Raw genomic sequence first — 25271 nt, forward strand, 5'->3', positions numbered from 1 at the left:
CCTAACGGGCACCACTCGGGGCGGGTGCGGCGTCATTGCCGCCGGCGTCGCCACGGTCGACGTCGACCGGTACCTCGATCCCCGGCAGGAGTCCGTTGTTGCGGACCTTTTCGCCTTCGATATCGAAGTTGATGACCAGCTTGTCGAGCCAGCGCGGCAGACCCCAGGCGCGTTCGCCCAGCAGCGACAGGATGCCCGGCACAATCACCATGCGAACCAGGAAGGCGTCAAAGAAGACGGCAATGGCGAGCGCAAAGCCCATCATCTTGGCCGTGGTGTCCGGTGCCAACATAAACGCGGCAAACACGCTGATCATGATGATCGCGGCCGAGGTGACGACGCGGGCACCGTAGCGGTAACCAGCGACGATCGCGTCCTTCGCGCTCATCCCGTGCATGAACTCCTCGCGCATGCGAGTCACCAAGAACACTTGATAGTCCATGGCTAGGCCGAACACCACGCCGATAAGGAAGATCGGTAGGAAGGCCAGCAACGGCTTGGTGTGGTCGATCAGGCCGAAGGCCCCATCGGTGAAGATGGCTGTGGTGAGACCGAACGTGGCGAGCATCGAGAAGATGAATCCCAGCGTGCCGATCAACGGAACCCACAGCGACCGGAACACGCCAATCATGATCAGGAAGGCCAAGCCAACCACGACGATCAGGTACGGAATCAGCGCGCTGTCGAGCTTCGCGGACAGGTCCGACATGATCGCTGTCTGGCCGCCGACGTGAATGACCGCGCCTTTGGCGGCAATGGCATCAGACGTACCGCGAATTGCTTCGACGAGGTCGTGGGTTTGCGATGACGACGGTGAACTGGTCGGAGTCACGATGATCATGGCCGAGTCGGCATTGGCGTTCGGATTCTTGGCGTCGGCCCCGTTGCCCATCCACGCCAGTGTCTCGGGGGCGGCGACCCCGGGCAGCGCCTTGATCTTCTGCACCGCGGTGTTCGCGGCTGCGTCGATGGTGCCGTGATCGGCATGCATCACGACCACAAGCGGTCCGGCGACACCTTCACCGAAGCCTTGCGCAATGAGCTTCTGTCCGGCGACTTGGTCGTCGGTGACCGTGTCCATGCCGATCTGCATGCCCGAGATCGGGATGGCCGCTGCGATCAAAATGGCGAGTCCGCCGAGAACAAACGGGATGGGACGCTTCACGAGGGTGCGGCCGAACTTCACGCCCAACGTGTCAACATCGGCGGATGGCTCGGCGTGCTTGATCCACGGGATGCGGGGAGAGAAAGCGAACCGGCCGGAGGCACCCAGGAGTGCCGGGATAAAGGTCAACGCGGCGAGGACTGCAATCAGGATCGCAATTGCGGCACCGAGACCCATCTGGGTAATGATCGGGATCCCGATCACCGTCAGTGCGACGACGGCAATGATCACGGTGAGGCCCGCGAAGACGACTGCGGAGCCTGCTGTGCCTGCGGCTCGACCTGCGGCGTCGGCCGGGTCACCGCCGCGCGCGGCTTCGGATCGATAGCGCGACACAATGAAGAGGGCGTAGTCGATCGAGACGGCGATACCGAGCATCGTGATGATGGCGGTGGCTGCCTGGTTGATCGACAAGACTTCTGCCGACAGCGTTACCAGCATCATCGTGAGGCCGACGCCGACAATGCCGGTGACCAGCGGAATAAACGCGGCAATGAGTGCACCGAAGGCCACGATCATAATGACGAACGCGATTGCAAAGCCGAGGAGTTCGGCGGTACCGCCCTGTTCCTGAGCTTGCATCACGCCGCTGGTGGCCTCGACCTGCAGACCGTTGGATCGGTGTGCGGCCAGAACGTCGAGCAACTGCTGCTTCTGCTCGGTTGTGACGTCCATCAGATTGATCTTCTGGTGGACAGTGATGAGGCCAACCTTGCCGTTGTCGCCAACGACGGCGCTAGCCATCTCAGGGCGGGCCGCGGCGATCGCTAGTGGGTCCATCACCGACTCGGGGACCACCTCGTCGAGCGTCTTGAGGTCAGCGACCAGGCTCTGAATTTCCTGGGAGTGGTTGGCGAGCCCGTCTTTTGCCTCCATCACGACGATGGTCGACGGTTCTGACTGCTGTTGGTTCTGCGCCGGGAAGTTCGATTCCAGCAGCGACATGGCAGCGCCGCCATCGGTTCCGGGGAGGTCGAAGTCTTGCGCGAACTTCGGTTGCAGTGCGCCGACGGCGGTCGCGGCTATCGCGAGCGCGGCGACCCACGCGGCGAGAACCCACCACTTTTTGCGGAAAGAGAATCGTCCGAGGCGGAACAGAATCGATGACATGCTAACAATTGTTAGTCAGTAACACTTTTGCCGCAACCCGAGCGGGCTGTGGTTGCCGTCACAATCGTGTCGCTAAGCGGACAAAGCGCTTCAGCCGTACTTTGGGCCCGGTATGTGGGCCCAAAGTACGGCTGAAGAGTACGGCTGAAGATCTAGCTACGGGCTGCTACAGACCCATGTCCTTGGCGATGATCGAACGCATGACCTCGCTGGTGCCGCCGTAAATACGGTTCACGCGGTTGTCGGCGTAGAGGCGAGCGATCGGGTACTCGTTCATGTAGCCGTACCCGCCGTGCAACTGCAGGCAGCGGTCGATGACGTCGGCTGCGGCCTCGGTGCAGAACAGTTTGGCCGAGGCCGCGTCGGCGCCGGACAACTCGTGATTGTCGTATGCCTCCAGTGCGCGGTCGGCGACGGCCTGCATCGCGTCGACCTTTGCCTTGCAGGCGGCGAGCTCGAACTTGGTGTTCTGGAACGCCGCGACCGGCTGGCCAAAGACCTGGCGGTCCTGGGTGTAGGCCTTGGCGAACTGCACTGCGGCGGCACCCTGCGCGTAGGCGCTGATTGCGATCGACAGTCGCTCGCGAGGCAGGTGCTGACCGAGGTAGTAGAAGCCCTTGTTCTCTTCGCCAAGGAGGTCTTCGACCGGAACCTTGACGTCGGTGAACGAAAGCTCTGCGGTGTCGGAGGTGCGCAGGCCAAGCTTGTCGAGCTTGCGGCCAACCTCATAGCCTTCGGACTTGGTATCGACCACGAGCAAGGAGATGCCGAAGCGACGGTCGGTCTCGCTCGGTGCCGAAGTGCGGGCGCAAACAATCACGCGATCGGCGTTAACGCCGCCGGTGATAAAGGTCTTGGAGCCATTGAGTACGTAGTGGCTGCCGTCTTCGGAAAGCTTCGCGGTGGTGCGCATACCTGCCAGGTCCGAGCCGGTGCCCGGCTCGGTCATGGCGATCGCAAACATCATCTCGCCCGTTGCCATGCCAGGCAGCCAGCGGCCCTTCTGCTCCTCATTGGCGTGCTTGAGGATGTAGTGGAGGCACAGCGGAATGTGTGCGGCTGAGCCGCCGAGAGTAACGCCCGCGCGTGCCATTTCCTCGGTGACGACAGCCTCAAACTTGTACGAGTCGATGCCTGCGCCGCCGAACTCTTCGGGGATCTCGATGCCGAAGACGCCGAGCTCGCCGACCTTCAAGTAGAAGTCGCGGGGGACGATGCCCTGCTCAAGCCACTCGTCGTAGACCGGAACGATCTCGGATTCGATGAAGGCGCGAATGGTTTCGCGGAATGCTTCATGGTCTTCGTTGTAAATCTCGCGGCGCATCGCGCCACCTCCTCGATAGCTGGTGATTCTTTACAGGTTTGGGTGAAACGTGTGGTGTTAGTTGCTGACGCCAACCACTCGCAGGGCGGCATCGCCGTAGAACTCTCCGACCTGCGCGGCTGTCCAAGTGCCGTCGTCGCGGAACCAGCGGGCAATGTCGATACCGCTGCCGATAATGGCGACGGCGGCCATCCGGGCGTGGGGCGTGTGGAAGGTCTTGTTGGCGATGCCTGCGGCGAGGATCTGGTTGAACACGCTGTCGATGGCCTCGCGTAGCGCGACGATCTCGTCTCGGTGCTCGGGTTCCAGGGCGGCGAACTCGTAGTTCACCACGCGCGCCGTCACGTGCTCCTGTGCGTGATAGCGCGCGAACTCGGCGGTCGCCGCCCGCAGCTGCTCCGCGGGTTCAGTTGAGCTCGCGGCCGCTTCGCTGACTGCGCCAAGGATGGTCTCGTGGCCGAGTTTGGAAATTCGGTAGAGGAGTTCTTCCTTCGACTTGTAGTGCATGTACACCGCTGAGGGGCTCATGCCCGCAGCCGTGGCGATGTTGCGCGTACTGGTGCCGTGGAAGCCGAGTTCGGAGAACGCCGCCATTGCGCCGTCAAGCAATCGGCGACGCGTGCGTTCGGACTTGCTGGCCTGATCGGGAGGAGCGACGTTGGCGTCGGTGGGTTCCGGGGAATCGGTAGGTTCTGGCACGCGGTCCTCCTTTCAAAATTAATCAAGCGCTCGCTTAATTTGGGAACGGTATCACGACTCGCGTGCTCCGCCGCAAATCGTCCGGTTACTAAGATCGGGAACATGTACGTGAAGGTGTGCGGTTTGAAGACGATCGACGCGGTTGATGCGGCGATCGATGCCGGGGCAGACGCGATCGGCGTGGTGATGAACGACACGAGCCCCCGAGCGCTCTACGAAGACGAGGCGAGCCTGATTGTTGAGGCGGCGCGAGAGAGCGGCGGGCTAGGCCTGGACATCGTCTTGGTCGTCAACGACAAACCCGCTGCTGAAGCGGCAAAACTAGCTGTTGACCTGGGCTTTGACGTTCTGCAATTGCACGGTGAATACACCGCGGGCGACATTGCCGTCGCATCGAAGATTGTCGACCGGGTCTGGCGTGCGACGTCCCTGGCCCACGACCCGGACGCGGCCGTCGGAGCCTTCGGCGAAGAACGACTGCTGCTGGATGCACCCCGCCCGGGATCCGGTGAACGATGGGATCTCAGCACCCTCGCCGACCGCAAACTGGTGGGGGAATGGCTTCTCGCCGGCGGGCTGAACCCCGACAATGTGGCCGACGCCATCGCCCAGGCACACCCGTGGGGCGTTGACGTCTCGAGCGGCGTGGAGTCGGCGCCCGGCGTCAAAGACCTCGACGCCGTGCGCAACTTCGTTCTCGCCGCGAAGAACGCGGGCTAAGTCAGCTCGAGGGTCGCCGTTTTGTCGTTCATGATGACGACCGGCGTAACCGTCGAATAGCCTGCGGCCTCGATCTTGGCGAGGTCGACGGTCAGCAGCAGTTGTCCGGCAGTTACCGTGTCGCCACTGGCTACGGCCGGGGCAAAGCCGTCGCCCTTCATTTTCACGGTGTCGAGACCAACGTGAATGAGGACCTCGGTGCCGTCATCGAGTCGCAAACCTATGGCGTGACCGGTCGGGAACACCGTGACAACGGTTGCATCTGCCGGCGCCACCACCTCGCCCGACGTCGGCAGAATAGCCGCGCCCGGACCCATCATGCCGCTCGCGAAAGTCTGGTCCGGGACCTCCGACAATGCGATGGCGTAACCCTTCACGGGACGCTCCAACGTCACCACCTTGCCAGTCGGCTTCGTAAGGACGGTGCCGGGTGCTTCGTCGGCCCGCTCGGCTTGGCTGATCGCGGCGTCCGCCTCGTCGATCGCCTGCTCCGCCGCTGCGACGGCCGCAGGATCGACCTCCCCGGACATGATCTTTTCCATCGCATCCTTGACGAATTGCACGTTGAGACCGTAGATCACCTGGACGGACTTACCGCCGGGCTTGATGGTCCCTGCGGCACCTGCCCGCTTGAGTGCGGCTTCGTCAATGATCGACGGGTCCGCGATCTCCATCCGAAGGCGCGTCGCGCAGTTGTCGAGTTCGGTGATGTTCGACCGGCCACCCAAAGCGTCGATGAATTTGCCCGCGGTTCCAACGAAACCGGTGGACGATCCAGCATCCTCGGACTCGTCGATCGGATCATCGTCTTCGCGGCCGGGCGTCTTGAGTTGGAAACGCAAAATGACCCAGCGGAACACAAAGAAGTAGACGAAGAACCAGAAGATTCCCATCACGATGATGATCCACGGGTTCTCGGCCATCGGGTTGGTCCAGTTCAGGACCAAGTCGACGAAGCCGCCGGAGAACCCGAAGCCCATCCGGACCGGCAGCAACTGGGCGACAGCCATCGAAATGCCCATGAACACCGCGTGGATGACGAACAAGAATGGTGCCAAGAACATGAATGCAAATTCCAGCGGTTCGGTGACGCCGACGAAAAACGACGACACCGCGCCCGACAGCAGGATGCCGTAGGCGATCTTTTTTCGGGTGGTCTTGGCCGTCACATACATGGCGAGCGCGGCACCCGGCAGGCCGAACATCATGATCGGGAAGAAGCCCGTCATGTACTGGCCGGTGACGCCGAAGGTGCCGTCGCCCGACAGGAAGTTGTTGAGGTCGTTGATGCCTGCGACGTCGAACCAGAACACCGAGTTCAGCGCGTGATGCAAGCCGAACGGAATCAGGAGGCGGTTGAAGAAGCCGTAAAGGCCGGTACCGACAGCACCGAGGCCGACGATGTGTTCACCGAACCACACCAGTCCGGTGTAGAGGAGTGGCCAGATGAACAGCAGAATCAGCGCGACGATCAGGGATACGCCAGCGGTCACAATCGCGACCGAGCGGCGTCCCGAGAAAAACGACAGCGCGTCGGGCAACTGGACGTCTTTGAAGCGGTTGTAGCAAAGGGCGCCGATGATGCCGCACAGGATGCCGATGAACGCATTCTGGAACGAGCCGATGGCGAACGCCGCGTTGACATCGGGGGTTTGGACCATGAGTTGGCCGTTCTCAGTTACCAGGTGCTGGCCATCGGTGAACTTCGTAACGTCGGTGGCCGGTTCCGAGGTGTAGCCGCGGCTGAGCAACGTCATGACCGATGACGGTGCCAGGAGGCTGGTAACCACCAGCCATGACACCAGCCCTGCGAGCGCCGACGTGCCGTCGGACTTCTTGGCCATACCGATCGACACACCGACGGCAAACAGCAGTGCCATATTGTCGAGAATTGCTAGCCCAGCGGTCTGCAAAAACGATGTGACGACGTTGGTTTCGTTGTCGTTAATGCCGATGATCCAGTTGGCAATACCGACCAGGATGGCGGCCACGGGCAAAACCGCGACCGGCAACATGATCGATTTACCGAGGTTCTGTAAGAACTTCATCATGGCCTGGTGTCCATTCCGTCGGTGTCGGGCGCGTCTCGGTTTGGACCTTATATGGCGGCATGCCCGGGCTGAGGCAGTTCGAGAGCAGCGCTCTCCAGGGTTGCGGCGAACGAGGCGGAACACGAACGCCGTCGGTGGGGTTGAACAAGACATGGCTGAAAATATGGGTGAGTACCGAATCGAACACGACACGATGGGTGAGGTGCGAGTTCCCGCGGCCGCGCTGTGGCAGGCGCAGACGCAGCGGGCGGTCGAAAACTTCCCGATCAGTTTCCGTCCCCTTGAGTCGGCGCAGATCCGTGCGCTGGGTCTGCTGAAAGCAGCGACGGCACAGGTGAACCGGGATCTCGGCCTGCTCGATGGCACCAAAGCCGAGGCCATCATTGCGGCCGCCACCGAGATCGCCGACGGTCGCCACGACGACCAGTTCCCGATCGATGTTTTCCAGACCGGGTCGGGCACGTCGTCGAACATGAACGCCAACGAGGTTATCGCGTCGATCGCGAACGCCAACGGGGTTGCCGTGCACCCCAACGACGACGTCAACATGTCGCAGAGCTCGAACGACACCTTCCCGACCGCCACCCACCTCGCCGCGACCGAAGCCGTCGAACACGATCTGATTCCGGCATTGACGCATTTGCAGGCCACCCTTGCGACGAAGTCCGACGAGTGGCGCAGCGTGGTGAAGTCCGGCCGTACTCACCTGATGGATGCAGTGCCGGTGACACTCGGTCAGGAGTTCGGGGGTTACGCCCGCCAGGTGGAGGCTGGCGTGGAGCGGCTTGAGGCGTCGCTGCCGCGCGTGGGTGAACTTCCCATCGGTGGGACCGCTGTCGGCACCGGACTCAACGCCCCCGACCGGTTCGGTTCGCTCGTCGTCGCCGAACTGGTGAAGCTCACCGAGCTAGATCACCTGTCGTTGGCTCGCGACAACTTTGAAGCACAGGCCGCCCGTGACGGCCTCGTCGAACTTTCCGGGCAATTGAAGACCGTCGCGGTGTCGCTGACGAAGATCGCAAACGATGTCCGTTGGATGGGGTCGGGGCCGCTGACGGGCTTGGGGGAGATCTCTCTGCCGGACCTGCAGCCGGGCAGCTCGATCATGCCGGGCAAGGTGAATCCCGTTCTCCCCGAAGCAGTTACGCAGGTGGCGGCGCAGGTGATCGGCAATGATGCCGCCATCACTTGGGGCGGGGGTAATGGTGCCTTCGAGCTGAACGTGTACATCCCGGTGATGGCGCGCAACGTCCTGGAGTCAGTGAAACTGCTGGCGAACGTCTCGCGGCTATTCGCTGATCGTTGCATCAGCGGCCTCGTCGCGCACGAGGACCGGTTGAAGACGCTCGCCGAGTCGTCGCCGTCGATCGTGACCCCGTTGAACTCAGCTATCGGCTACGAAGAAGCTGCCGCTGTCGCGAAGGAAGCGCTTCGGGAAGGTAAGACGATCCGTCAGACCGTCATCGACCGCGGTCTTATCGGCGACAAACTGTCCCTCGAAGAACTCGACCGTCGCCTCGATGTCCTCAAGATGGCGAACCTCGACCGCCAACGCTAAACCCGCTACTCCAAGCCCGGCGCACCGACTAGTGGTCGCCGGGCGGTTTTCGCGCCGCATCGGTGACGAAAAAGGGCAAAAAGGACCGGATTGGAGGTTGAGGCGGGAGTATGGGCGCGTAGCTCGGGCGGTTGACGGGCCGGTCGGGGGCTCGGTGAAGGTGAGGGCAGGCGATGACGGATACCACGAGCAGGCGGTTGATTTTGCCGTCGGATCGCGTGCGCACCGTCGCCGAGGTCGCCGGTCTCGGTGCGTGGGAGAGGACGGAAGAGCCAGACGCGGACAGCGGGCATGGGCGTGGTTGGTTCGTCGCCGGGATTGGCACCTTGGCGGCGACCCTGGCAGCGGTCTTCGCACTCACGTCGACGGCCGACTCGTCGCACAGCGACCTTGCCTGGATGTTCATCTTGATCGCCATCGCGCTGGCGATCCTCGGCGTGCTCATCGGTTTCGTTCTGATCATCGTGGGCTTCGATCATCTGCGCCGAGGCCCGCTGCTCTTCTATCAGTACCGCCTCGGCTTCGTCCTCGAACGCACCAAGGGGCGCGTGGGTGCCTATCGATATGACGAGACAATTGCCGACCTCATCGTCTACGAGAATGCGGCCGACGACCCGCAGTCGCAATGGGATGAGCGGGAAGTGCTGCTGACGATGCCCGACGGTTCGAGCGGCGTCATCCTACTGACACGGGACGCGGAATTTGCCACCCAGATCGCGACGCGATGCCGACCAAATGTCGGCTCAACGCCACGGCCCCGTCGACTAAATGTCGACGAGGCCGTGGCGATTGAACAAGCCCATATTTGGGAGTGAGCAGCGTTTAGCGTTCGCGAGAACGAATGCGGATGCCGCTAAGCGGAACCGTCACCGAGCCACCGGGATCGGTGAAGAAGTCATTGCCCTTGTCGTCGACGACGATGAAGGCGGGGAAGTTCTCGACCTCGATCTTCCACACGGCTTCCATGCCGAGTTCGGGGTACTCGATGATTTCCTGACTCTTGATGCAGTCCAGGGCCAGTCGTGCGGCCGGACCGCCGATGGATCCCAGGTAGAAACCGCCGTGGGATTCGCATGCGGTGGTGACCTGCTTGGAGCGGTTGCCCTTGGCGAGCATCACCATGGATCCGCCCGCAGCCTGGAACTTGTCGACGTAGCTGTCCATGCGGCCCGCGGTGGTGGGGCCGAATGAGCCGGACGCCATGCCCTCGGGGGTCTTGGCTGGTCCGGCGTAGTACACCGGGTGGTTCTTCAGGTAGTCGGGCATCGGCTCGCCAGCGTCAAGGCGCTCCTCGATCTTGGCGTGAGCGATGTCGCGGGCCACCACCAGTGGGCCCGTCAACGACAGTCGGGTCTTGACCGGGTGCTTGCTGAGTTCAGCGAGAATCTCGTCCATCGGCTGGTTGAGATCAATCTCAACCACTTCGCCGCCGGCAATGTCCTCGGCGACGCCTGCGTCGGGCATGTACTGCGCCGGGTCGGTTTCAAGCTGTTCGAGGAAGACGCCGTCGGCGGTGATCTTGCCGAGTGCCTGTCGGTCGGCCGAGCACGACACCGCGATCGCCACCGGCAGCGATGCGCCGTGACGGGGGAGACGGACCACGCGGACGTCGTGGCAGAAGTACTTGCCGCCGAACTGTGCGCCGATACCGAACGACTGCGTCAGCTTGAAGACTTCCTCTTCCAGTTCCGGGTCGCGGAAGGCGTGGCCGGTCATGTCGCCCTCGGTGGGCAGGTTGTCCAGGTAATGCGCCGAGGCGTACTTGGCGGTCTTGAGTGCAAACTCGGCCGACGTACCGCCCACGACCACCGCGAGGTGATACGGCGGGCAGGCTGCGGTGCCGAGGGAACGGATCTTCTCGTCCAGGTACTCGAGGAGTCGCTTCGGGTTCAGGATGGCCTTGGTTTCCTGGAACAGGAACGACTTGTTGGCGCTGCCGCCACCCTTGGCCATGAACAGGAACTTGTACTCGGGGCCCTTGGGGCCTTGCTCGGTTGCGTAGATCTCGATCTGCGCAGGCAGGTTGGTGCCGGTGTTGCGCTCCTCGTACATGGTGATCGGCGCGTTCTGCGAGTACCGCAGGTTGAGCTTCGTGTACGCGTCGTAGACGCCACGCGAAATCCATTCGCCGTCTTCGACGCCGGTTAGGACGCCCTCGCTCTTCTTCCCCATGACGATGGCGGTACCGGTGTCCTGGCACATGGGGAGGACGCCACCAGCGGAGATGTTGACGTTCTTGAGGAGGTCGAGGGCCACGAAGCGGTCGTTGCCCGACGCTTCGGGATCGTCGATGATCTTGCGCAGTTGCTTCAGGTGCGCGGGCCGCAGGTAGTGGCTGATGTCGTGCATCGCTTCTGCGGTCAGTTTCTGAAGCGCCTCGGGCGCCACCTTCAGGAATGTCTGGCCGTCAACTTCGATGGTCGAGACGCCTTCGGTGGTGATGAGGCGGTAGGGCGTGTCGTCCGCGCCGATCGGAAGAAGATCGGAGTAGCGGAACTCGGGGGCTGAGGCTGATTCACTCACGACTGCCATCGTATCGCTCGAACAAAACGCGCTTGCCTGCCGCCGGGGTACCGGGCGGTAGGCAAGCGCGCAGGTGGGACGTTCTTGCGTGGGTTAAATCCCAATCGCGGTCAGCAGCACGGTGACTACGGTTGCGATGGCAAACAGTCCGTGCGCTCCGACGACGGGCAGCGGAAAGCTGGTTTCGGGGGCCTGAGCGTTGGCGGCGTTGCCTGCGCGGACGGGGAGCCAGCGGGTCACCATCAGCAGTCCGGTCAGCGCGAGCAAGACCAAGAGGCCGAGGGAAATCCACGCGAGGGCGTCAACGTCGGCGATCAGGTAGACGATCCAGAGCACCAGACCGACGACAGCCACGGCAAAGTGCGCGAAGACGACGGGAGCCGGGAGGCGCGTTCGGTTGTCGGGCTTGATGCCACCCCCGGTGACCCACTTGGCTAACAAGACGAAGCCGCCGGCCGCGGTGATGATCCAGAGGATGAGGGCTGCGATGTTCATGAGTTCTCCTTCGTTTTGGACTGGTGAATCGTTTTTGGGTCGGTGAGTTAATCGCTCGATGTGCGGGTGTATCCGGTGGCTTGGGTGGCCTCGTCGGCGACGCGAACCCCATAGAGGTAGGCGAGCTTTCCACCCAGGGCTCCACCGATAGTCAGGACTGCGGCGCAGATGATGCTCAGCGTGAGTGGCCCGTAGGCGACGGCGTTGTCGAGGGAGCCGACCAAGCGCCACCAGAAGCTGATGCCGAATCCGACGGTCACGGTGAGCATGAGGCTCATGTGCCAGATTGCGGTCCGGAACGCCGGGGTGTCGGTGGGGATCGCGAGGAGGTCGAGGAAGCCAATGGTGGCGGCGGCCAGGGCGCCGAGAAGGCCGATGCCGATGAGCCACAGCGCGCCGCGATTGAGGAATGCCGGGTCGTCGACGATGTGCGATGCAATGTCAAAAACGATGCTTGTTACCCATGTCCCGATGGGAATTGTCACCAGAATCGGGTGATAAGGGTGACCGTAGGGGCCCGCCAGGGCGGCGCTTACCGGCTGTTTTGCCTGGTAGTTCAGGTCTGTCATGATGCCCACCTCTAAAAATAATCAATGTTGTCGTTAGACGTGACATTACGCCAACGGAAGTTAGTTTTACAATGGGGGCATGCCACTGTTCTCCCGGATGCGAAGTGCTCGCCCGTCTGTAGACGAGATTGCTGCGGTGTCGGCCCTCGACGAGCCGACCCGCCGCCGGATCTACGATTTTGTGTGCCCCAAACGTGACGCAGTAAGCCGAGACGACGTGAGCAACGAACTGGGGATCCCACGGCAGACGGCCGCGTTTCATTTGGAGAAACTTGCCGATGCTGGATTGCTCGCCGTGGAGTTCGCTCGCCGGACCGGCCGTTCGGGCCCCGGCGCGGGCCGACCGTCGAAGCTATATCGGCGGGCGAACATCGAGGTCGCCGTCCAACTACCGGAGCGTGCTTACGACATCGCGGGTGGCTTGCTGGCACAAGCCGTCGAGGAGTCCGACCGCACCGGCGAATCGCCGCGCGCGTGTCTGGCGAGGAATGCCCAACAGCGGGGGCGCGAGCTTGATCTGCCCGAAGGTGCCTCGGATGAGGAACTGATGGTGGCGCTGGCTGAGTGGGGCTACGAGCCGCGGATTGAGGGCGACGACATCGTCCTGGTGAACTGCCCATTCCATGCGTTGGCGCAGCAGCACACCGGCCTGGTGTGCGGGATGAATTTAGATCTACTGTCCGGGGCGCTCGACGGTAGTTCGGAGCGGGCGCGACTGGAACCCCACGATGGCTACTGTTGCGTCCGGATCAAGCGGTCGAGGAAGTAGCTGCCTCCCGAAGGGGCTGTCAATGAATGTGCATGTCGATGTGGTTGGCGGGCTCATTGCGTCGGCCGGCGTCGATGTCGAGGAACGCTGACGCAGTGGAGTATCCGCGGCGAATGAGTTCATCGGCGCGCGAGAAGTCCATGGCGCCGACGTCGAGCGGGCATGGCGGCGGGACCACTACGAGGTTCGCCTGGCCGGTGTATTCGCGGATGTCGCGGACCAGGCGCTTGTGGACCAGCAGTGTCATCGTGTGAATCAAGGTGCTGGCAACGCCGGTTGGCGGCTTGTTGGCTGCACACGGATAGCCGCACGGCAGCACGTAGATGGTGTCCGCTTTGCGGGTCATGGCGCTCGAGATAGCGGCGTTGTCGGCGACTCCGCCGTCGATCAACAGGCGGCCTTCGCGGTCGACCGGCGGCAAGAGGCCGGGGATAGCGGCGCTCGCGAGGATCGCTTCGATCGTGGGTCCAGAGTCAATGTCGACCTCATTGCCGGTAAGAAGGTCGGTGGCTACCACGGTTAACGGGATGCGGGCATCTTCAATGCGGTCGAAGTTGAGGTGCTTCTCGTTGAGGGCGCGCAGGCCGTGGTCGCCAAAGATGGCGTTTTCGTGGCCGATGAGGGCGCCGACGATGTGTTTGGGATTCGGTGGAAACAATTGCCAGGTGTGCAGGCCGCGCCAGATGTCGCCGAGTTCGTCGACCACGTCGGGGCGGAATCCGCGGCCAGCTAGAAACGCGGCGTTCAGTGCACCGACCGAAGTACCGACCAACAGGTCAGGTTCTATGCTGCGCTCTGCGAGCGCACGAAGCATCCCGACCTGGATTGCGCCCAGGTTGGCTCCGCCAGACAAAACGAATGCTGTCGTCATTGCCGATACCTCCTACGCTTTCCACATTAGGACGCGGTACCGACAGCCTGCAGACGTCCGCGAAGGTGTGGTCAGCGCCAGGCGTGAAGGTGAGGTCAGCGACGCGCGGGAAGTCCTACGTCGACGCGGTGGTGCTCGAGGTCGTGGATGGCGTAGACGGCGAGCGTTTCGACCGTGAAGACTAGGTTGTCGCTGCGCAGTCCCTGTCGTTCCCAGTTGTCGTCGCCGACGAGGCGGTAGAGTTCGGCGAATCCGGCTGCTGCCGCACTCAGCTGGTCACCGACGGTTCGCGGAACCTGGGAGCCGTAGTCGGAGTCGACGGCTGTCGCATCCTGATTCCAGTCGTTGAAGCACACGGGCTGTGAATGCAGCATCGCATCGAGACGCTCGGTCATCACGGCGATCATGTCGCGGACATGGCACGCGTATTCCAGCGGCGACCAAGTCTGCGAGTCGGGGCGCGCGGTCACCTTCGGTTGAGACAAAACTGTGGACCAGCCGTCCACCGACGCGAGGATGCGGTTGGAGATGTCTGCACGCTCAACAGTGTGCGGATCGAATCCACATTCTGGGCAGGACGAGGTAATCACCCACGCCCAGTCCTTGGTTTCGGGTTCGATCGTCATTCCGCCAGCGTAATAGGCCGCACCCAGGTGTGGTAGTTCCGTAGTCCAAAGGCACGAATCGTGCGTCGTCGTGCATGAAATGGACATCGGATGGGATAACGGCGGAGGCACTGTCGGCTGAACGGTTGACTGGGATGAGTATAGGACGGAACCCGGATTACGGCAAAGGTCGTAAATTAGTCACGCCAGTCAGGGTCGGAACCCGAGCGGCAGCGCTGGCGGTTCGTTTGAAGGGGCTACAGGTGTTTGGGTCCGATGGCTTCCTGTCACCTGTCGCACGCGGTCCGGCGGGACGTCGTAGCCTCGAAAGGGTGAGCACACGCGCGGGAATTGTCGTCACCGGAACTGAAGTGTTGTCCGGTCGGATCACCGACCGCAATGGGCCCTGGGTGTCAGCCAAGTTGCTGGAACTCGGTGTTGATGTGTTGCATCTGCTGGTGTGCGGCGACCGTCCAGCTGACCTGCATGCCCAGTTGCAGTTTCTCGTCGATCAGGGTGCCGACCTGATCGTGACGACCGGTGGGTTGGGGCCCACGGCGGACGACCTGACCGTGCCGGTCGTCGCCGCGCACACCGGCCGACCGCTGCATACCGACTGGGCGATCCGGGAAGAGATTGAGAACGTAATCCGCGGGTGGGGCAAGTACCGCGATGGCGACCTGCCCGCTCCGGTTGTTGCCGCCATCGACAAGCAGGCATTGATTCCTGAAGGAGCACAAGCGATCTCGCCGACGGGTACGGCACCCGGCGTAGCGATTCCAGCGACCCGGGCGTTCCCCGCGGTGCTCATCCTTCCGGGGCCGCCGCACGAACTACAGTCCATGTGGTCGGCCGCGATGGGGTCGGCGCCGATCGCTGCGGCGATCGCGGGCCGGGACCACTATCGCCAGGAGACGATCCTTGCTTTCGGGTTGTCGGAAGCCGACCTCGCGGTGTCGCTGCGGGACGCGGAAACCTCCGTCGAAGGCTTTGACCACCTCGAAATCACCACCTGCATGCGCGGTGGCGAACTCGAGATAGTCACTCGCTTCCAGGCCGACTCCGGCGCGGCCTATCAATCGCTCGAGGACCTCATTTTGGCCCGGCACGGTGACCGCGTGTACTCGACCGACGGATCGACCGTCGACGACCTCCTCGCGCGTGCCTTGTCAGGGCGCACCATCGGGACTGCCGAATCGTGCACCGGGGGAATGGTTGCCGAACGGCTCACGGAACGACCCGGATCATCGTCGTACATGCTCGGCGGCGTGGTGTCGTATGCGAATGAGGTCAAGTCGGGAGTGCTTGGCGTGCCCGCCGATCTGATCGCTGAACTCGGTGCGGTCAGTGAACCGGTCGCGGTTGCCATGGCCGAAGGAGTGCGGCGCGTCCTGGGCTGCGATGTCTCGGTGTCGACCACCGGAATCGCCGGGCCGGGCGGCGGCAGTCCGGCTAAGCCCGTCGGCACCGTATGTTTCGGTATCGCCGTGGCCGGCAAGGACACCATCACCGTGACCCGCAGATTCCCCGGCGATCGCGGCACCGTCCGACGACTGGCGACCGCCACAGCCCTGCACCTCGTGCTCGGTGCCCTGGGCTAACTGAGCAGTCGTGCCCGCAGCGCGGTAATCGTCGCCTGATCGATCCGCAGCCCGTAGCGGATGTACCGGTCCATGGTTCCGTAAAGGCGCTTCACTTGGTCGTAGGCGGCGGTCAGCCACGACAGTTCGACGGCCTTCTCGCGCCCGAGGTAGGCGTTCGACTTCATGAAGTCGGCCTCGATGCTCGCACGCGGAACGCCCAGGATGCTCAGCAGAATCGCGGCACCCCAACCGGTGCGGTCTTTCCCGGCAGAGCAATGGAAAACAGTGCCGCCATCGTTACGAGCGACAGCCTTCACGAGGTCACCGAAGGCGAAGTCCGACCCCCGGTACGACACCATGAACGGATACCCGACGCTCTGTCCCAGGTTCGACGAGCCGCTGGTGTAGTAGTCAATCAGCGCGCGTCCGAGCGTGATTGGGACAAACTCGTGGAACCAGATGCCGTGGTTGATGCCGACCACGTCGGCGACCTGGTATCGCATACCCGGTGGAATTTGGTCCGGCGCTTCCTGGCGTTCGGAGGCATTGCGGAGGTCGACGTCGAGTGTGATACCCGCGTCGGTCAACTTCTGTTGGTCGGACGCCGTCAGCGAACTCAGCTTGTTCGACCGGAACACCAGGCCCGACCGAACGGTCTTGCCGTCGACCGTTTGGTAACCGCCGATGTCGCGGAAGTTCGACGCCGCATCAAGGCGGACTGTGGCCGCCTCGGCCGCTCCGCTGCCGATCGTCGGCGCGAACCCCAGCATCGTGACAGCGGCAATTCCTACGACCATCGCGTGGCGAAGGCGAGACAGGCGAAGTGAGCGCATTGTTTCTCCTGGTGAGGGGGAGTGATGGCTCAGGCTACTGCGATTTTGCGAAGAATCGGCCGGGTTGGCACAGGATGCGCGAAGTCGTGACCAGGCCCGAGGTCGGCAGGAATGTACTGGTGCCCCCAGTCGGATTCGAACCGACACTTTGCAGATTTTAAGTCTGCTGCCTCTGCCAGTTGGGCTATGGGGGCGCGGTGACAAGCATGCCAGGTCGGGGTTGGTGGGTGATCAATTGGGCCGGGTCGGAGGCGGCCGGGCGAACCGGGCGGAAGTCGTCTGCGAAATGAGTAGGGTCGGAAGTGGTTCGTCTTGGGGGTTCTGGCCAGTAACGATGAGAGGAAATTTCATGTCCGACATCAAGCAGGTTCTCGTCCTGGGGACCGGAGTTCTCGGCTCCCAGATCGCATTCCAAGCCGCTTACACCGGCTTCCAAGTTATCGCCTACGACATCAACGACGATGCCGTCGCCGCCGCACAACCGCGGATCGCCGGACTGATGAAGACATATCTCGCCGAAGTCCCGGATGCGACGCAAGCAACGGTCGACGCCGCACAGGCACGACTGTCGCACTCGACCGACCTCGCCGAAGCCGTCGCCGACGCAGACCTGGTGATTGAGGCGATCCCAGAAATCCTCGAGTTGAAACGCGAAACATTCCGAGCCCTCGGCGACGTCGCACCGGCGAAAACGATCTTCGCGACCAACTCGTCGACCCTGCTCCCCAGCGACATTGTCGACGCCACCGGTCGCCCCGACCGATTCATCGCGATCCACTTCGCCAACCGCATCTGGACGTCGAACACCGCGGAGATCATGGGAACGGTCCTCACGTCACCGGAAGTGTTCGACAGAGTCGTCGAATTCGCGGGGGAGATGGGCATGGTCGCGGTGCCCATTCGCAAGGAGAAGGCGGGTTATGTTCTGAACTCGCTGCTGGTGCCGTTCCTCGACGCGGCTCTTGACCTGGCCGCTGGCGGCTACGCGGAACCGAAGGACGTCGACAACACCTGGCGGATCGCCACCGGCGCACCCCTCGGGCCGTTCCAGATCTACGACATCATCGGCATGAACACGCCATACAACATCATGGTCAACGGTGATGAGAGGGCGCGAGCACACGCCGCCTGGCTTAAAGAGAATTACATCGACCAGGGCAAGCTTGGTATTGCTAGCGGTGAAGGGTTCTACAAGTACTCGTAGATCCGCCACCAGATTGGGAACATCACGGACTCGATCCTTGTTGGTCCTTGACGACTACTTACGCTTTGGAGGCCCATCAACATGCAGGTCGAAATTTGGACCGACGTCAACTGCCCGTTCTGCTATCTCGGGAAGAAGCGGTTTAACGATGCCCTCGAGAAATTTGAGCATGCCGATCAGGTCAGCGTGGTGCACCGCTCATTCGAACTTGATCCCACGGTCCCGACGGGCATTTCCCGCAGCATCTTCGAGCACCAGTCGCGTAAGCGTGGCTGGTCGGAAGTAGAAGTCGACGCCAGCGAACGTCAGCTAGGGGCGGCAGCCAATGAGGCTGGGTTGGAGTACTCGGTGAGCGGCCGCGACGTCGGTAACTCGTTCGACATGCACCGACTTTTGCACTGGGCAGCTGAACTCGGCCGCCAGGAGGACATGCTCGACGCCCTCTACCTCGCCAATTTTGCCGATGCGACGCCGCTGTTCGGCAGCGCCGACCGGCTCGTCGAAGTGGCCGCCGGAGCCGGATTCGACGCCGACGAAGTTCGCGCTGTGCTTGATGACCCGGAACGCTATGCCGCAGCGGTCCGCGCCGACGAACGGCAGGCGCAAGAGTTCGGGGTCAACGGCGTCCCGTTCTACGTCTTCGACCGCAAGTACGCCGTCTCCGGCGCGCAGGCACCCGAAACGTTCACTCAGGCCCTGACTCAAGCATGGGGTGACCGTCCTGCAGCACCGACACTGATCGCCGACGGCGACGCCTGTGGACCAGATGGGTGCGAGGTGCCGCAGTAACACGGCAGAACCACAAGCGATCGCGTTGAGTTTGCTACCGAGAAGGTGGCAAACTCAACGCGATCGTTGCTACTTGACGTCCGTGTACTCGGTGAAACCGTATTGGTCGTGCGGGCCGATCACCGAGAACTCGAACAGACCCTGACCGGATGCAGTGGATCCATCCACGTCAGTCAGTTCGAATGTCGCGAGGTAGTCGGCCGGGCAGAACAACTTCATGGTGGCGTCCAGCTCGGAAACCTTGTGCCGCAACGACTCCACCTTCTCGTCGCCCTGCCACATGCCGTGACGCCAGTCCTGCTCAAGTCCGTAACCGGTGCCAAAGCCAATGAAATTCCCCAACTGTGGTGAGCACTCGACGCGGATCTCGTCGCCGTTCGGCTTCACAAAACGCAGCGTCGCCGAGGCTGGTTCACGACCACCGGGGACAAACGTCACCTCGTGCTCCACGCGCCCCAACCATTCGGCTTCCCGCTCGGGGTCGTTCCAAATGCGGCGAGCATCGCCCATGATGCGCTCGCCGGTCCGCAGTTCCTGCACGATCACGCTGACCGCATAGTCCTCGAACCGCATCACCGAGTAGATCCAAAAGAACGACGTCGCGTCGGTATTCGCCGCACGGCGACCGGCTGGCTCCGCCTCGCCAACGGGACGCACACCCCACGACCGGTCGCGGTTGCCCCGCCAGGTATCCGGTTCGACAACGAAGTCGTTGCCGTCGACGGTCAAAGCGCCGGTCCAACGGCCCGTCTGGACAAACCGCATGGTGTCGAACGTGACCCGCTCCAACTGTCGCTGGAAATGGCGTGGCTCCAGCGCGGCGGGACTATCGGCGTCGAAGATCAAGTCGAACGACAGGTCACCGTGACCAGGCTCCAATTGCACGCGGATGCGCTGCAGTCCGTCAAGGATCTCGACGAGGAACGGGCCAACCTGCAGGTCGTTGCGGTTGTCGCCGAGCGCCTTCGATCCGCGTACGACGATGTGCTCATCCCCATGCCGGACCACGGCGAAGCAGTCGGTGACCCCGAGGTTCGGGTACACGCCGAGGCCCACGATTAGCCAGGGATCATCGGGGTTCCCGTGGTGACAGTTGAAGTAATACCGGTCGTAGAAGTTCCGATCGGAGGTGCCGACATGTCGGACTACTTCGGCGACCTGGTGAATCGGATAGTCGTCCATCTCTGACAGCATCACTTCACCTGTCCCCAGTAGGTGCCATTGAGCATGGCTTCGAGCGTTGGTCGGTGCAAGATCATCTCATCCGGATCGGCGGGTTCCTGCGCCTGGCCGAAGTGGATTGCGCGGCACTGAATTCGGAACATGATTACGGCGTGGATGAGTGCCGCGTAAGTGGTGTAGAAATCCAGGTCGGTTGGCCGGTATCCGGTCTGCTGGAGGTATTCGGTGGCGACGTCGTCGCGGCGAAGGAAGTCGGGCAGGCCGTCCATGCCTGCCATGGCGGCGAGGTCCTGGAAGAAGCGATGCAAAAAAATCATCCACGCAATGTCGAGTTCGCGTGGTCCGACCGTTGCCATCTCCCAGTCGAGAACAGCGACGGGAGTGAAGTCTCGGTACATGATGTTGCCGATGCGCGCATCGCCCCATGTGAGGACCGCGTCCTCGGTGGCGGGGAGGTTTTCCTCTGCCCACGCGAAGGCTCGTTCGATCAGTGGTGAACCCGCACGACCTTCGGCGGCCCAATCGTAGAACTCTCGCAGTCGACGCAGGTGCGCGGCGAGGGCCGTTTCGCCTGGTTCGGGATGGCTCACCAGGTCGGCGGGTGCGGGTGCAGCGTGGATTTGGGCGAGCACGCGAACTGAATCGCGCATCATCTGATTGCGCTGCTCGGGGGTAGCTTCAGAGACCCACGAACCGAAGTTGTATGGCATCACGTCCGGCGGTACTTCACCGTTCACGCGGTCCATCACGAAAAATGGTGCGCCCAGGGCCGCGTCGCTCGGCTCGGACCACCACAGTGTGGGCAGGGGGATGTCGCAGTTGGCGCGGACATATTCGATGAGCCGGAACTGACCGTCGAGGTTGTAGCTGGGGAAGACCGGGTCGCTGTCGGCTTGCGGGGCCACGCGCACGACGATGTCGCGCTCCACGCCACCCCATCGGGCCTTCGCGAGAATTGTCTCGCTCGACATCCCGTTCGATTCCGGGATGGTCACTTCGGTCACTGCAGCGTCTTCGCCCTCGTGCTGCTTGATCCACTCACTGAGCCGATCGCGGAGCCACTCGGGATCGCGTCGGGATTCACTCGGGCGCGCTACTTCGGCCTTGCCGGCATCGTCGATGTCCACCATGTGAGCATTGAAACACGTTCTAAAAAGTGTGTGTGGTGAATCACTAATGGATGGCACGACCTTCCCGTCCTTGAGATATCGTTGTTAACTTAACTGCGGTAAGTGATGTCTAGTCCGGGAGATTCCCCATGCTCACTCGTCTCACCGAGCGCGTTGTTGCCGCGCCAAAGCTGGTGCTGGGACTCGCCGTAGTCCTGCTCGCCCTGTGTGGTCTCTACGGATTGGGGGCCGCGGACAAAATGCTGGCTGGCGGGTACGAAGACCCGGGCGCCGAGTCGTCGCAGGCCCGCGGCATTCTCGATCAGCAGTTCAACCGGGGTGGCCCGAGTCTCGTGGTCAAGATCGACGGCCCAGCGGGGGTGGACATCTCCACCGACCCCAAAGCCAAGCAACTCGGCGAGTCGATCATCGCCGACCTGAGCAAGACCGGCTATGTCCAGGAGCCGATCCTCAACGTCTGGGCCCACCCCGGGCTCGCGGGGGAACTGTTGAGCACCGACCGCACGTCGACGCAGATTCTCGCCGGCCTCGAAGGTGGCGATGAGAAGGCACCCGGCCGTGCCACCGACCTCGCGGATCAACTCACCGGCACGGTCGACGGTTTCCGCGTGCAAGTGGGCGGCCAGGCGCTGATGTACGGGCAGGTCAACAAGCAAACATCCAAAGACCTCGCCAAGGCTGAAGCCATCGCCATCCCCATTAGCTTCTTGCTGCTGATCATGGTGTTCGGTGGGCTGGTCGCGGCCTCGCTTCCGATTGCCGTTGGCATTGCCGCGATCGTCGGAACCCTCGGATTGCTCCGCGTGGTCGCCAGCTTTGCCGACGTCTCGATTTTTGCGCTCAACCTCACCACCGCGATGGGTTTGGCGCTCGCAATCGACTACACCCTGCTCATCGTGACGCGCTATCGCGAAGAGGTTGAACGGACCGTCAAAAATGGTCGGCTCGACCGTCGTGCCGCCATCATCCGCACCATGGACACCGCCGGTCGGACCGTGTTCTTCTCCGGCATCGTCGTCGGCTTGTCGCTTGCCTCGCTGGCGATCTTCCCGATGTACTTCCTGCGATCGTTCGCCTACGCCGGCGTCGGCGTGGTGATCGTTGCGGTCGCGGCCGCGCTGATCCTGACGCCCGCGCTACTGATGGTGCTCGGTGATCGGGTCGACGCCCTCGACGTGCGTGCGTGGATTCGGAAGAAGCGGGGCCTGCCCGCACCGGTGCCCGGCCCCGTTGAAAGCACCGGTTGGTACCGAGCGTCCATGTGGGTTCTCAAGCGAGCGGTGCCCGTCGCGATTGTCGTGCCTGCGGTCTTACTGCTGCTCGGCGCACCGTTCCTGGGGATCAAGTTCGGCTTCCCCGACGACCGCGTTCTCCCGGCGAATGCGTCCGCGCACTCGGTGCAGCAGGAAATTCGCGAACAGTATGGGCAAGACTCCGGTGGCACGTCGACGGCCATCGTCTCAGGCACCATCTCCGACGACGCGCTGACCCAGTATGCGACTGCCTTGTCGAACGTTGAAAATGTTGGAACGGTCTCAACCCCGGTCGGGGTATTCGCCGATGGCAAGCCCGTCGCGCCGGGTAATCCTGCCGACCGCCACGGCGACATCGCGCTGCTGACAGTATCGAGCAGTGTCGAACCGCTCGGCAACGACGGTCAGGCGCAGGTGCACGCCCTCCGCGACGTACCCGTCCCGACCGGGGCGACGGTCCAACTGACCGGTCTAGCCGCCCTCAACGTCGACGTCGTCAACTCCCTATACAAGTATCTGCCGTGGGTACTCGGGGTAATTGCGATCCTGACCTACGTGCTGTTGTTCCTGTTTACCGGGAGCGTGGTGTTGCCGTTGAAAGCACTGGTCATGAACGTTCTGTCGCTGTCAGCCACCTTTGGCGCAATGGTATGGATTTTTCAAGACGGGCATCTCGGGGGCCTCGGCACTACGTCGACCGGCTACCTGGTGGCCACCATGCCCATCCTGATGTTCTGTATCGCGTTCGGTCTGTCGATGGACTACGAGGTCTTCCTCCTGGGGCGAATACGCGAAGAGTGGAGCAAGTCCGACCGGACGCACGCGGCCAACGACCACGCCGTCGCTGTCGGCCTGGCCCGCACCGGTCGTGTCGTAACGGCGGCCGCGTTGCTGATGAGCATCGTATTCCTGGGCATCGCGGCTTCCGAAGTGTCCTTTATGCGTATGTTCGGTGTGGGGCTCGCGATAGCCGTCCTAATGGATGCATCGTTTATTCGCATGCTGCTAGTGCCAGCCTTCATGCGACTCATGGGAGTGGGAAACTGGTGGGCACCGACACCGTTGCGGAAACTGCACGACCGAATCGGCTTCAAGGAGGAGTGATCTGCGGACATGACTGATCAGGTGGCACCGCGGCCGCGTTCACCGCGCGGAACGGGTGAACAGTTGGCGGAGGAGATCATCCGGGCAACAACGGACCTCCTCATCGAACGTGGAACCGAAGAGGCCGTGTCGATTCGGGCCGTCGCCGGACGCGTCGGAGTGACGCCACCATCGATCTACCTCCATTTCGCGGACAAAGAAGCACTGCTCGACGTGGTGTGCGCGCGGTTTTTTGAAGACTTTGACGATGTGATGATGAAGGCCTCCGACGGCGTCGACGACCTGTTCGACCGGGCCCTCGCGCAGGGGATGGCGTACGTGCAGTTCGCCATCGACAGCGCTGCCATGTACCGGGTGACCTTCGCCCGAATCTCGCCTCCCGGCGAACCGACACTCACCGACCAGGTGCTGCTGTCGTCGGCCTTCGTCCATTTCTCCGACACCGTCGAAGAAATGATGAAGCAAGGACTGATTCCGCAAGGCGACGTTGTGCAAACCGTGCTGAAGTTGTGGGCGACCGCCCACGGTTTGGCCTCCTTGATGATCGCCAAACCAGGACTGCCGTGGGGGTCGGACGGCGAGCTAGCCGAGTCGACCTTGCGGGCTGTATGCGAAGGATTGTCTCGCGAGTAGGTAGGCTCGGGAACACAACACGCTCGACGCACGTTATCTACGTGAAGCAGTCATTTAACTGATGCGCACACTTTTCAAAGGAGCACCGGTGCGAGAAAGCAATAACCCGATCATGCGAGGCGTGGTCCGTGACAACAAGAAGGACGCTGGCGGCTACGCCACCTTCGGTCAGGGACTTGCTGGCGCGGGTCAGGCATCGATGGCTGGCGGCCAGCAGCAATATGTAAACCAGTACACGCAGCCCGGCTACGCGCCGCAGGTCGGTACTCGGCCGCTGACGATCGACGATGTCGTGACCAAGACGGCGATGACGCTTGGCGTCCTCGTTCTCGCGGCTGGTGCCGCGTACTTCGCCATCGCGCAGAATGAGGCGCTCGCCACCCCGCTGATGCTGGTCGGTGCCATCGTTGGCCTGATCCTGGTGCTGGTTGCGAGCTTTGGCCGCAAGCAAGACAACCCGGCAATCGTCCTGACCTACGCGGCGTTTGAAGGGCTCTTCGTTGGGTCCATCTCGTACGTGTTCGGTAACTGGGTGATCACCGGTGATACCTCGGCAGGGGCACTGATCGGGCAGGCCGTTCTCGGTACCTTCGGTGTGTTCTTCGGAATGCTGGTGGTCTACAAGGTTGGCGCGATCCGCGTGACGCCGCGCTTCACTCGCATGCTCATGGCTGGCATGGTTGGCGTGCTGTTCCTGATGGTCGGCAACCTGGTTCTGGGTCTCTTCGGCGTCGAATCGGGTCTCCGCAACGGTGGGCCGATCGCGATCATCTTCTCGCTCGTCTGCATCGCACTTGCCGCGTTCTCGTTCCTGCTCGACTTCGACCAGGCCGACGAACTGATCCGCGCAGGTGCACCGTCGAAGGCCGCCTGGGGCGTCGCCCTCGGTCTGACAGTCACCCTCGTGTGGCTGTACGTCGAGATTCTGCGCCTGCTGAGCTACTTCAACAGCGACTAGTCTTTCTCGAACCCAGCTCCATCCGACACCCGGTCGGCACCGCCTCGCGGTCGCCCGCCGGGTGTCGTTTTTCGTGTGGGTCACACCCGCCCGCTGCTGTTCCCGCATGATGCGTCGATTCCCGCACTATGTCAGACATAGTG

Annotated in this window: 22 protein-coding genes and 1 tRNA gene; 10 read left to right on the forward strand and 13 right to left on the reverse strand. The window is 62.5% G+C overall.

The window, feature by feature from the left end:
• Nucleotide 1: 1 nt before the first annotated feature.
• From WBA38_RS10050 to WBA38_RS10060, 3 genes are all read right to left on the reverse strand, one after another.
• On the reverse strand, nt 2–2275 hold the full coding sequence (locus WBA38_RS10050; RefSeq protein ID WP_424322623.1) for an MMPL family transporter: 2274 nt from the start codon (nt 2273–2275) through the stop codon (nt 2–4).
• A 166-nt stretch (nt 2276–2441) separates the two neighbouring features.
• Nucleotides 2442–3599, reverse strand: coding sequence for an acyl-CoA dehydrogenase family protein (locus WBA38_RS10055; protein WP_424293175.1), 1158 nt, complete (start codon nt 3597–3599; stop codon nt 2442–2444).
• Nucleotides 3600–3656: 57 nt separating this feature from the next.
• Complete coding sequence (locus WBA38_RS10060; RefSeq protein ID WP_424293176.1) at nt 3657–4298, reverse strand: TetR family transcriptional regulator; 642 nt, start codon at nt 4296–4298, stop codon at nt 3657–3659.
• A 102-nt stretch (nt 4299–4400) separates the two neighbouring features.
• Here WBA38_RS10060 and WBA38_RS10065 point away from each other — a divergent pair, with 102 nt between their 5' ends.
• The gene (locus WBA38_RS10065) at nt 4401–5018 is read left to right on the forward strand and encodes a phosphoribosylanthranilate isomerase (RefSeq protein WP_424322624.1); all 618 of its coding nucleotides are present in this window, start codon (nt 4401–4403) and stop codon (nt 5016–5018) included.
• Here the strand turns inward: WBA38_RS10065 and nagE are convergent.
• On the reverse strand, nt 5015–7069 hold the full coding sequence (gene nagE / locus WBA38_RS10070; RefSeq protein WP_424322625.1) for an N-acetylglucosamine-specific PTS transporter subunit IIBC: 2055 nt from the start codon (nt 7067–7069) through the stop codon (nt 5015–5017). The two genes, WBA38_RS10065 and nagE, sit on opposite strands and share 4 nt — an antisense overlap.
• A 151-nt stretch (nt 7070–7220) precedes the next feature.
• On the opposite strand from nagE, the gene WBA38_RS10075 reads away from it, so the two are divergent.
• Complete coding sequence (locus WBA38_RS10075) at nt 7221–8627, forward strand: class II fumarate hydratase (protein WP_424322626.1); 1407 nt, start codon at nt 7221–7223, stop codon at nt 8625–8627.
• A 173-nt stretch (nt 8628–8800) separates the two neighbouring features.
• A complete protein-coding gene (locus WBA38_RS10080; protein WP_424293180.1) occupies nt 8801–9442 on the forward strand; it encodes a hypothetical protein in 642 nt (213 codons plus the stop codon).
• A gap of 7 nt (nt 9443–9449) precedes the next feature.
• Here WBA38_RS10080 and WBA38_RS10085 read toward each other — a convergent pair whose 3' ends face one another.
• The 3 genes from WBA38_RS10085 to WBA38_RS10095 all read right to left on the reverse strand — a co-directional run bounded on the left by WBA38_RS10085 (nt 9450) and on the right by WBA38_RS10095 (nt 12214).
• A complete protein-coding gene (locus WBA38_RS10085) occupies nt 9450–11150 on the reverse strand; it encodes a fumarate hydratase (RefSeq protein WP_424322627.1) in 1701 nt (566 codons plus the stop codon).
• A gap of 93 nt (nt 11151–11243) precedes the next feature.
• Nucleotides 11244–11645, reverse strand: a complete 402-nt coding sequence (locus tag WBA38_RS10090; RefSeq protein WP_424322628.1) for a hypothetical protein — start codon at nt 11643–11645, stop codon at nt 11244–11246.
• A 47-nt stretch (nt 11646–11692) separates the two neighbouring features.
• Nucleotides 11693–12214, reverse strand: coding sequence for a DUF2231 domain-containing protein (locus WBA38_RS10095; RefSeq protein WP_424322629.1), 522 nt, complete (start codon nt 12212–12214; stop codon nt 11693–11695).
• A gap of 79 nt (nt 12215–12293) precedes the next feature.
• Between WBA38_RS10095 and WBA38_RS10100 the strand changes: the two genes are divergently transcribed.
• The gene (locus tag WBA38_RS10100; RefSeq protein ID WP_424322630.1) at nt 12294–12983 is read left to right on the forward strand and encodes a helix-turn-helix transcriptional regulator; all 690 of its coding nucleotides are present in this window, start codon (nt 12294–12296) and stop codon (nt 12981–12983) included.
• A 19-nt stretch (nt 12984–13002) separates the two neighbouring features.
• Here WBA38_RS10100 and WBA38_RS10105 read toward each other — a convergent pair whose 3' ends face one another.
• Nucleotides 13003–13854, reverse strand: coding sequence for a patatin-like phospholipase family protein (locus WBA38_RS10105; protein ID WP_424322631.1), 852 nt, complete (start codon nt 13852–13854; stop codon nt 13003–13005).
• 95 nt (nt 13855–13949) lie between these two features.
• Complete coding sequence (locus tag WBA38_RS10110; protein WP_424322632.1) at nt 13950–14480, reverse strand: DinB family protein; 531 nt, start codon at nt 14478–14480, stop codon at nt 13950–13952.
• 311 nt (nt 14481–14791) lie between these two features.
• Here WBA38_RS10110 and WBA38_RS10115 point away from each other — a divergent pair, with 311 nt between their 5' ends.
• Nucleotides 14792–16060: a competence/damage-inducible protein A gene (locus tag WBA38_RS10115; protein WP_424322633.1), complete on the forward strand. Its 1269-nt coding sequence runs from the start codon at nt 14792–14794 to the stop codon at nt 16058–16060.
• Here the strand turns inward: WBA38_RS10115 and WBA38_RS10120 are convergent.
• Both WBA38_RS10120 and WBA38_RS10125 read right to left on the reverse strand, forming a co-directional pair.
• A complete protein-coding gene (locus WBA38_RS10120; RefSeq protein ID WP_424322634.1) occupies nt 16057–16875 on the reverse strand; it encodes a tyrosine-protein phosphatase in 819 nt (272 codons plus the stop codon). The genes WBA38_RS10115 and WBA38_RS10120 overlap by 4 nt on opposite strands.
• 117 nt (nt 16876–16992) lie before the next feature.
• A tRNA-Leu gene (locus WBA38_RS10125) sits at nt 16993–17069 on the reverse strand.
• Nucleotides 17070–17209: 140 nt separating this feature from the next.
• Between WBA38_RS10125 and WBA38_RS10130 the strand changes: the two genes are divergently transcribed.
• Nucleotides 17210–18079, forward strand: a complete 870-nt coding sequence (locus WBA38_RS10130; RefSeq protein WP_424294499.1) for a 3-hydroxyacyl-CoA dehydrogenase — start codon at nt 17210–17212, stop codon at nt 18077–18079.
• Nucleotides 18080–18160: 81 nt separating this feature from the next.
• A complete protein-coding gene (locus WBA38_RS10135) occupies nt 18161–18868 on the forward strand; it encodes a DsbA family oxidoreductase (RefSeq protein WP_424294500.1) in 708 nt (235 codons plus the stop codon).
• Between the two features lie 69 nt (nt 18869–18937).
• Here the strand turns inward: WBA38_RS10135 and WBA38_RS10140 are convergent, their stop codons facing one another.
• The gene (locus WBA38_RS10140; RefSeq protein WP_424294501.1) at nt 18938–20062 is read right to left on the reverse strand and encodes a hypothetical protein; all 1125 of its coding nucleotides are present in this window, start codon (nt 20060–20062) and stop codon (nt 18938–18940) included.
• Nucleotides 20062–21180 carry a phosphotransferase family protein gene (locus WBA38_RS10145; protein ID WP_424294502.1) on the reverse strand — a complete coding sequence of 373 codons (1119 nt, stop codon included), beginning with the start codon at nt 21178–21180 and terminating at the stop codon, nt 20062–20064. The genes WBA38_RS10140 and WBA38_RS10145 overlap by 1 nt, the downstream gene beginning before the upstream one ends.
• 128 nt (nt 21181–21308) lie before the next feature.
• Between WBA38_RS10145 and WBA38_RS10150 the strand changes: the two genes are divergently transcribed.
• From WBA38_RS10150 to WBA38_RS10160, 3 genes are all read left to right on the forward strand, one after another.
• Nucleotides 21309–23537: an MMPL family transporter gene (locus WBA38_RS10150; protein ID WP_424322635.1), complete on the forward strand. Its 2229-nt coding sequence runs from the start codon at nt 21309–21311 to the stop codon at nt 23535–23537.
• Between the two features lie 9 nt (nt 23538–23546).
• Nucleotides 23547–24170, forward strand: coding sequence for a TetR/AcrR family transcriptional regulator (locus WBA38_RS10155; protein ID WP_424294504.1), 624 nt, complete (start codon nt 23547–23549; stop codon nt 24168–24170).
• A gap of 88 nt (nt 24171–24258) precedes the next feature.
• Nucleotides 24259–25128, forward strand: coding sequence for a Bax inhibitor-1/YccA family protein (locus WBA38_RS10160; RefSeq protein WP_424322636.1), 870 nt, complete (start codon nt 24259–24261; stop codon nt 25126–25128).
• Nucleotides 25129–25271 lie beyond the last annotated feature (143 nt).

It is taken from the genome of Gordonia sp. (in: high G+C Gram-positive bacteria) (assembly GCF_049647785.1).
Taxonomy (GTDB): Bacteria; Actinomycetota; Actinomycetes; order Mycobacteriales; family Mycobacteriaceae; genus Gordonia.

What these genes read in the sequence shown, in the direction of transcription:
- WBA38_RS10090 (WP_424322628.1), bottom strand. Translation starts at nt 11,645, where the DNA reads ATGAACATCGCAGCCCTCATCCTCTGGATCATCACCGCGGCCGGCGGC.
- WBA38_RS10150 (WP_424322635.1), top strand. Translation starts at nt 21,309, where the DNA reads ATGCTCACTCGTCTCACCGAGCGCGTTGTTGCCGCGCCAAAGCTGGTG.
- nagE (WP_424322625.1), bottom strand. Translation starts at nt 7,069, where the DNA reads ATGATGAAGTTCTTACAGAACCTCGGTAAATCGATCATGTTGCCGGTC.
- WBA38_RS10130 (WP_424294499.1), top strand. Translation starts at nt 17,210, where the DNA reads ATGAGAGGAAATTTCATGTCCGACATCAAGCAGGTTCTCGTCCTGGGG.
- WBA38_RS10145 (WP_424294502.1), bottom strand. Translation starts at nt 21,180, where the DNA reads ATGGTGGACATCGACGATGCCGGCAAGGCCGAAGTAGCGCGCCCGAGT.
- WBA38_RS10105 (WP_424322631.1), bottom strand. Translation starts at nt 13,854, where the DNA reads ATGACGACAGCATTCGTTTTGTCTGGCGGAGCCAACCTGGGCGCAATC.
- WBA38_RS10110 (WP_424322632.1), bottom strand. Translation starts at nt 14,480, where the DNA reads ATGACGATCGAACCCGAAACCAAGGACTGGGCGTGGGTGATTACCTCG.
- WBA38_RS10100 (WP_424322630.1), top strand. Translation starts at nt 12,294, where the DNA reads ATGCCACTGTTCTCCCGGATGCGAAGTGCTCGCCCGTCTGTAGACGAG.
- WBA38_RS10120 (WP_424322634.1), bottom strand. Translation starts at nt 16,875, where the DNA reads ATGCGCTCACTTCGCCTGTCTCGCCTTCGCCACGCGATGGTCGTAGGA.
- WBA38_RS10080 (WP_424293180.1), top strand. Translation starts at nt 8,801, where the DNA reads ATGACGGATACCACGAGCAGGCGGTTGATTTTGCCGTCGGATCGCGTG.
- WBA38_RS10050 (WP_424322623.1), bottom strand. Translation starts at nt 2,275, where the DNA reads ATGTCATCGATTCTGTTCCGCCTCGGACGATTCTCTTTCCGCAAAAAG.
- WBA38_RS10155 (WP_424294504.1), top strand. Translation starts at nt 23,547, where the DNA reads ATGACTGATCAGGTGGCACCGCGGCCGCGTTCACCGCGCGGAACGGGT.
- WBA38_RS10135 (WP_424294500.1), top strand. Translation starts at nt 18,161, where the DNA reads ATGCAGGTCGAAATTTGGACCGACGTCAACTGCCCGTTCTGCTATCTC.
- WBA38_RS10065 (WP_424322624.1), top strand. Translation starts at nt 4,401, where the DNA reads ATGTACGTGAAGGTGTGCGGTTTGAAGACGATCGACGCGGTTGATGCG.
- WBA38_RS10140 (WP_424294501.1), bottom strand. Translation starts at nt 20,062, where the DNA reads ATGCTGTCAGAGATGGACGACTATCCGATTCACCAGGTCGCCGAAGTA.
- WBA38_RS10055 (WP_424293175.1), bottom strand. Translation starts at nt 3,599, where the DNA reads ATGCGCCGCGAGATTTACAACGAAGACCATGAAGCATTCCGCGAAACC.
- WBA38_RS10075 (WP_424322626.1), top strand. Translation starts at nt 7,221, where the DNA reads ATGGCTGAAAATATGGGTGAGTACCGAATCGAACACGACACGATGGGT.
- WBA38_RS10095 (WP_424322629.1), bottom strand. Translation starts at nt 12,214, where the DNA reads ATGACAGACCTGAACTACCAGGCAAAACAGCCGGTAAGCGCCGCCCTG.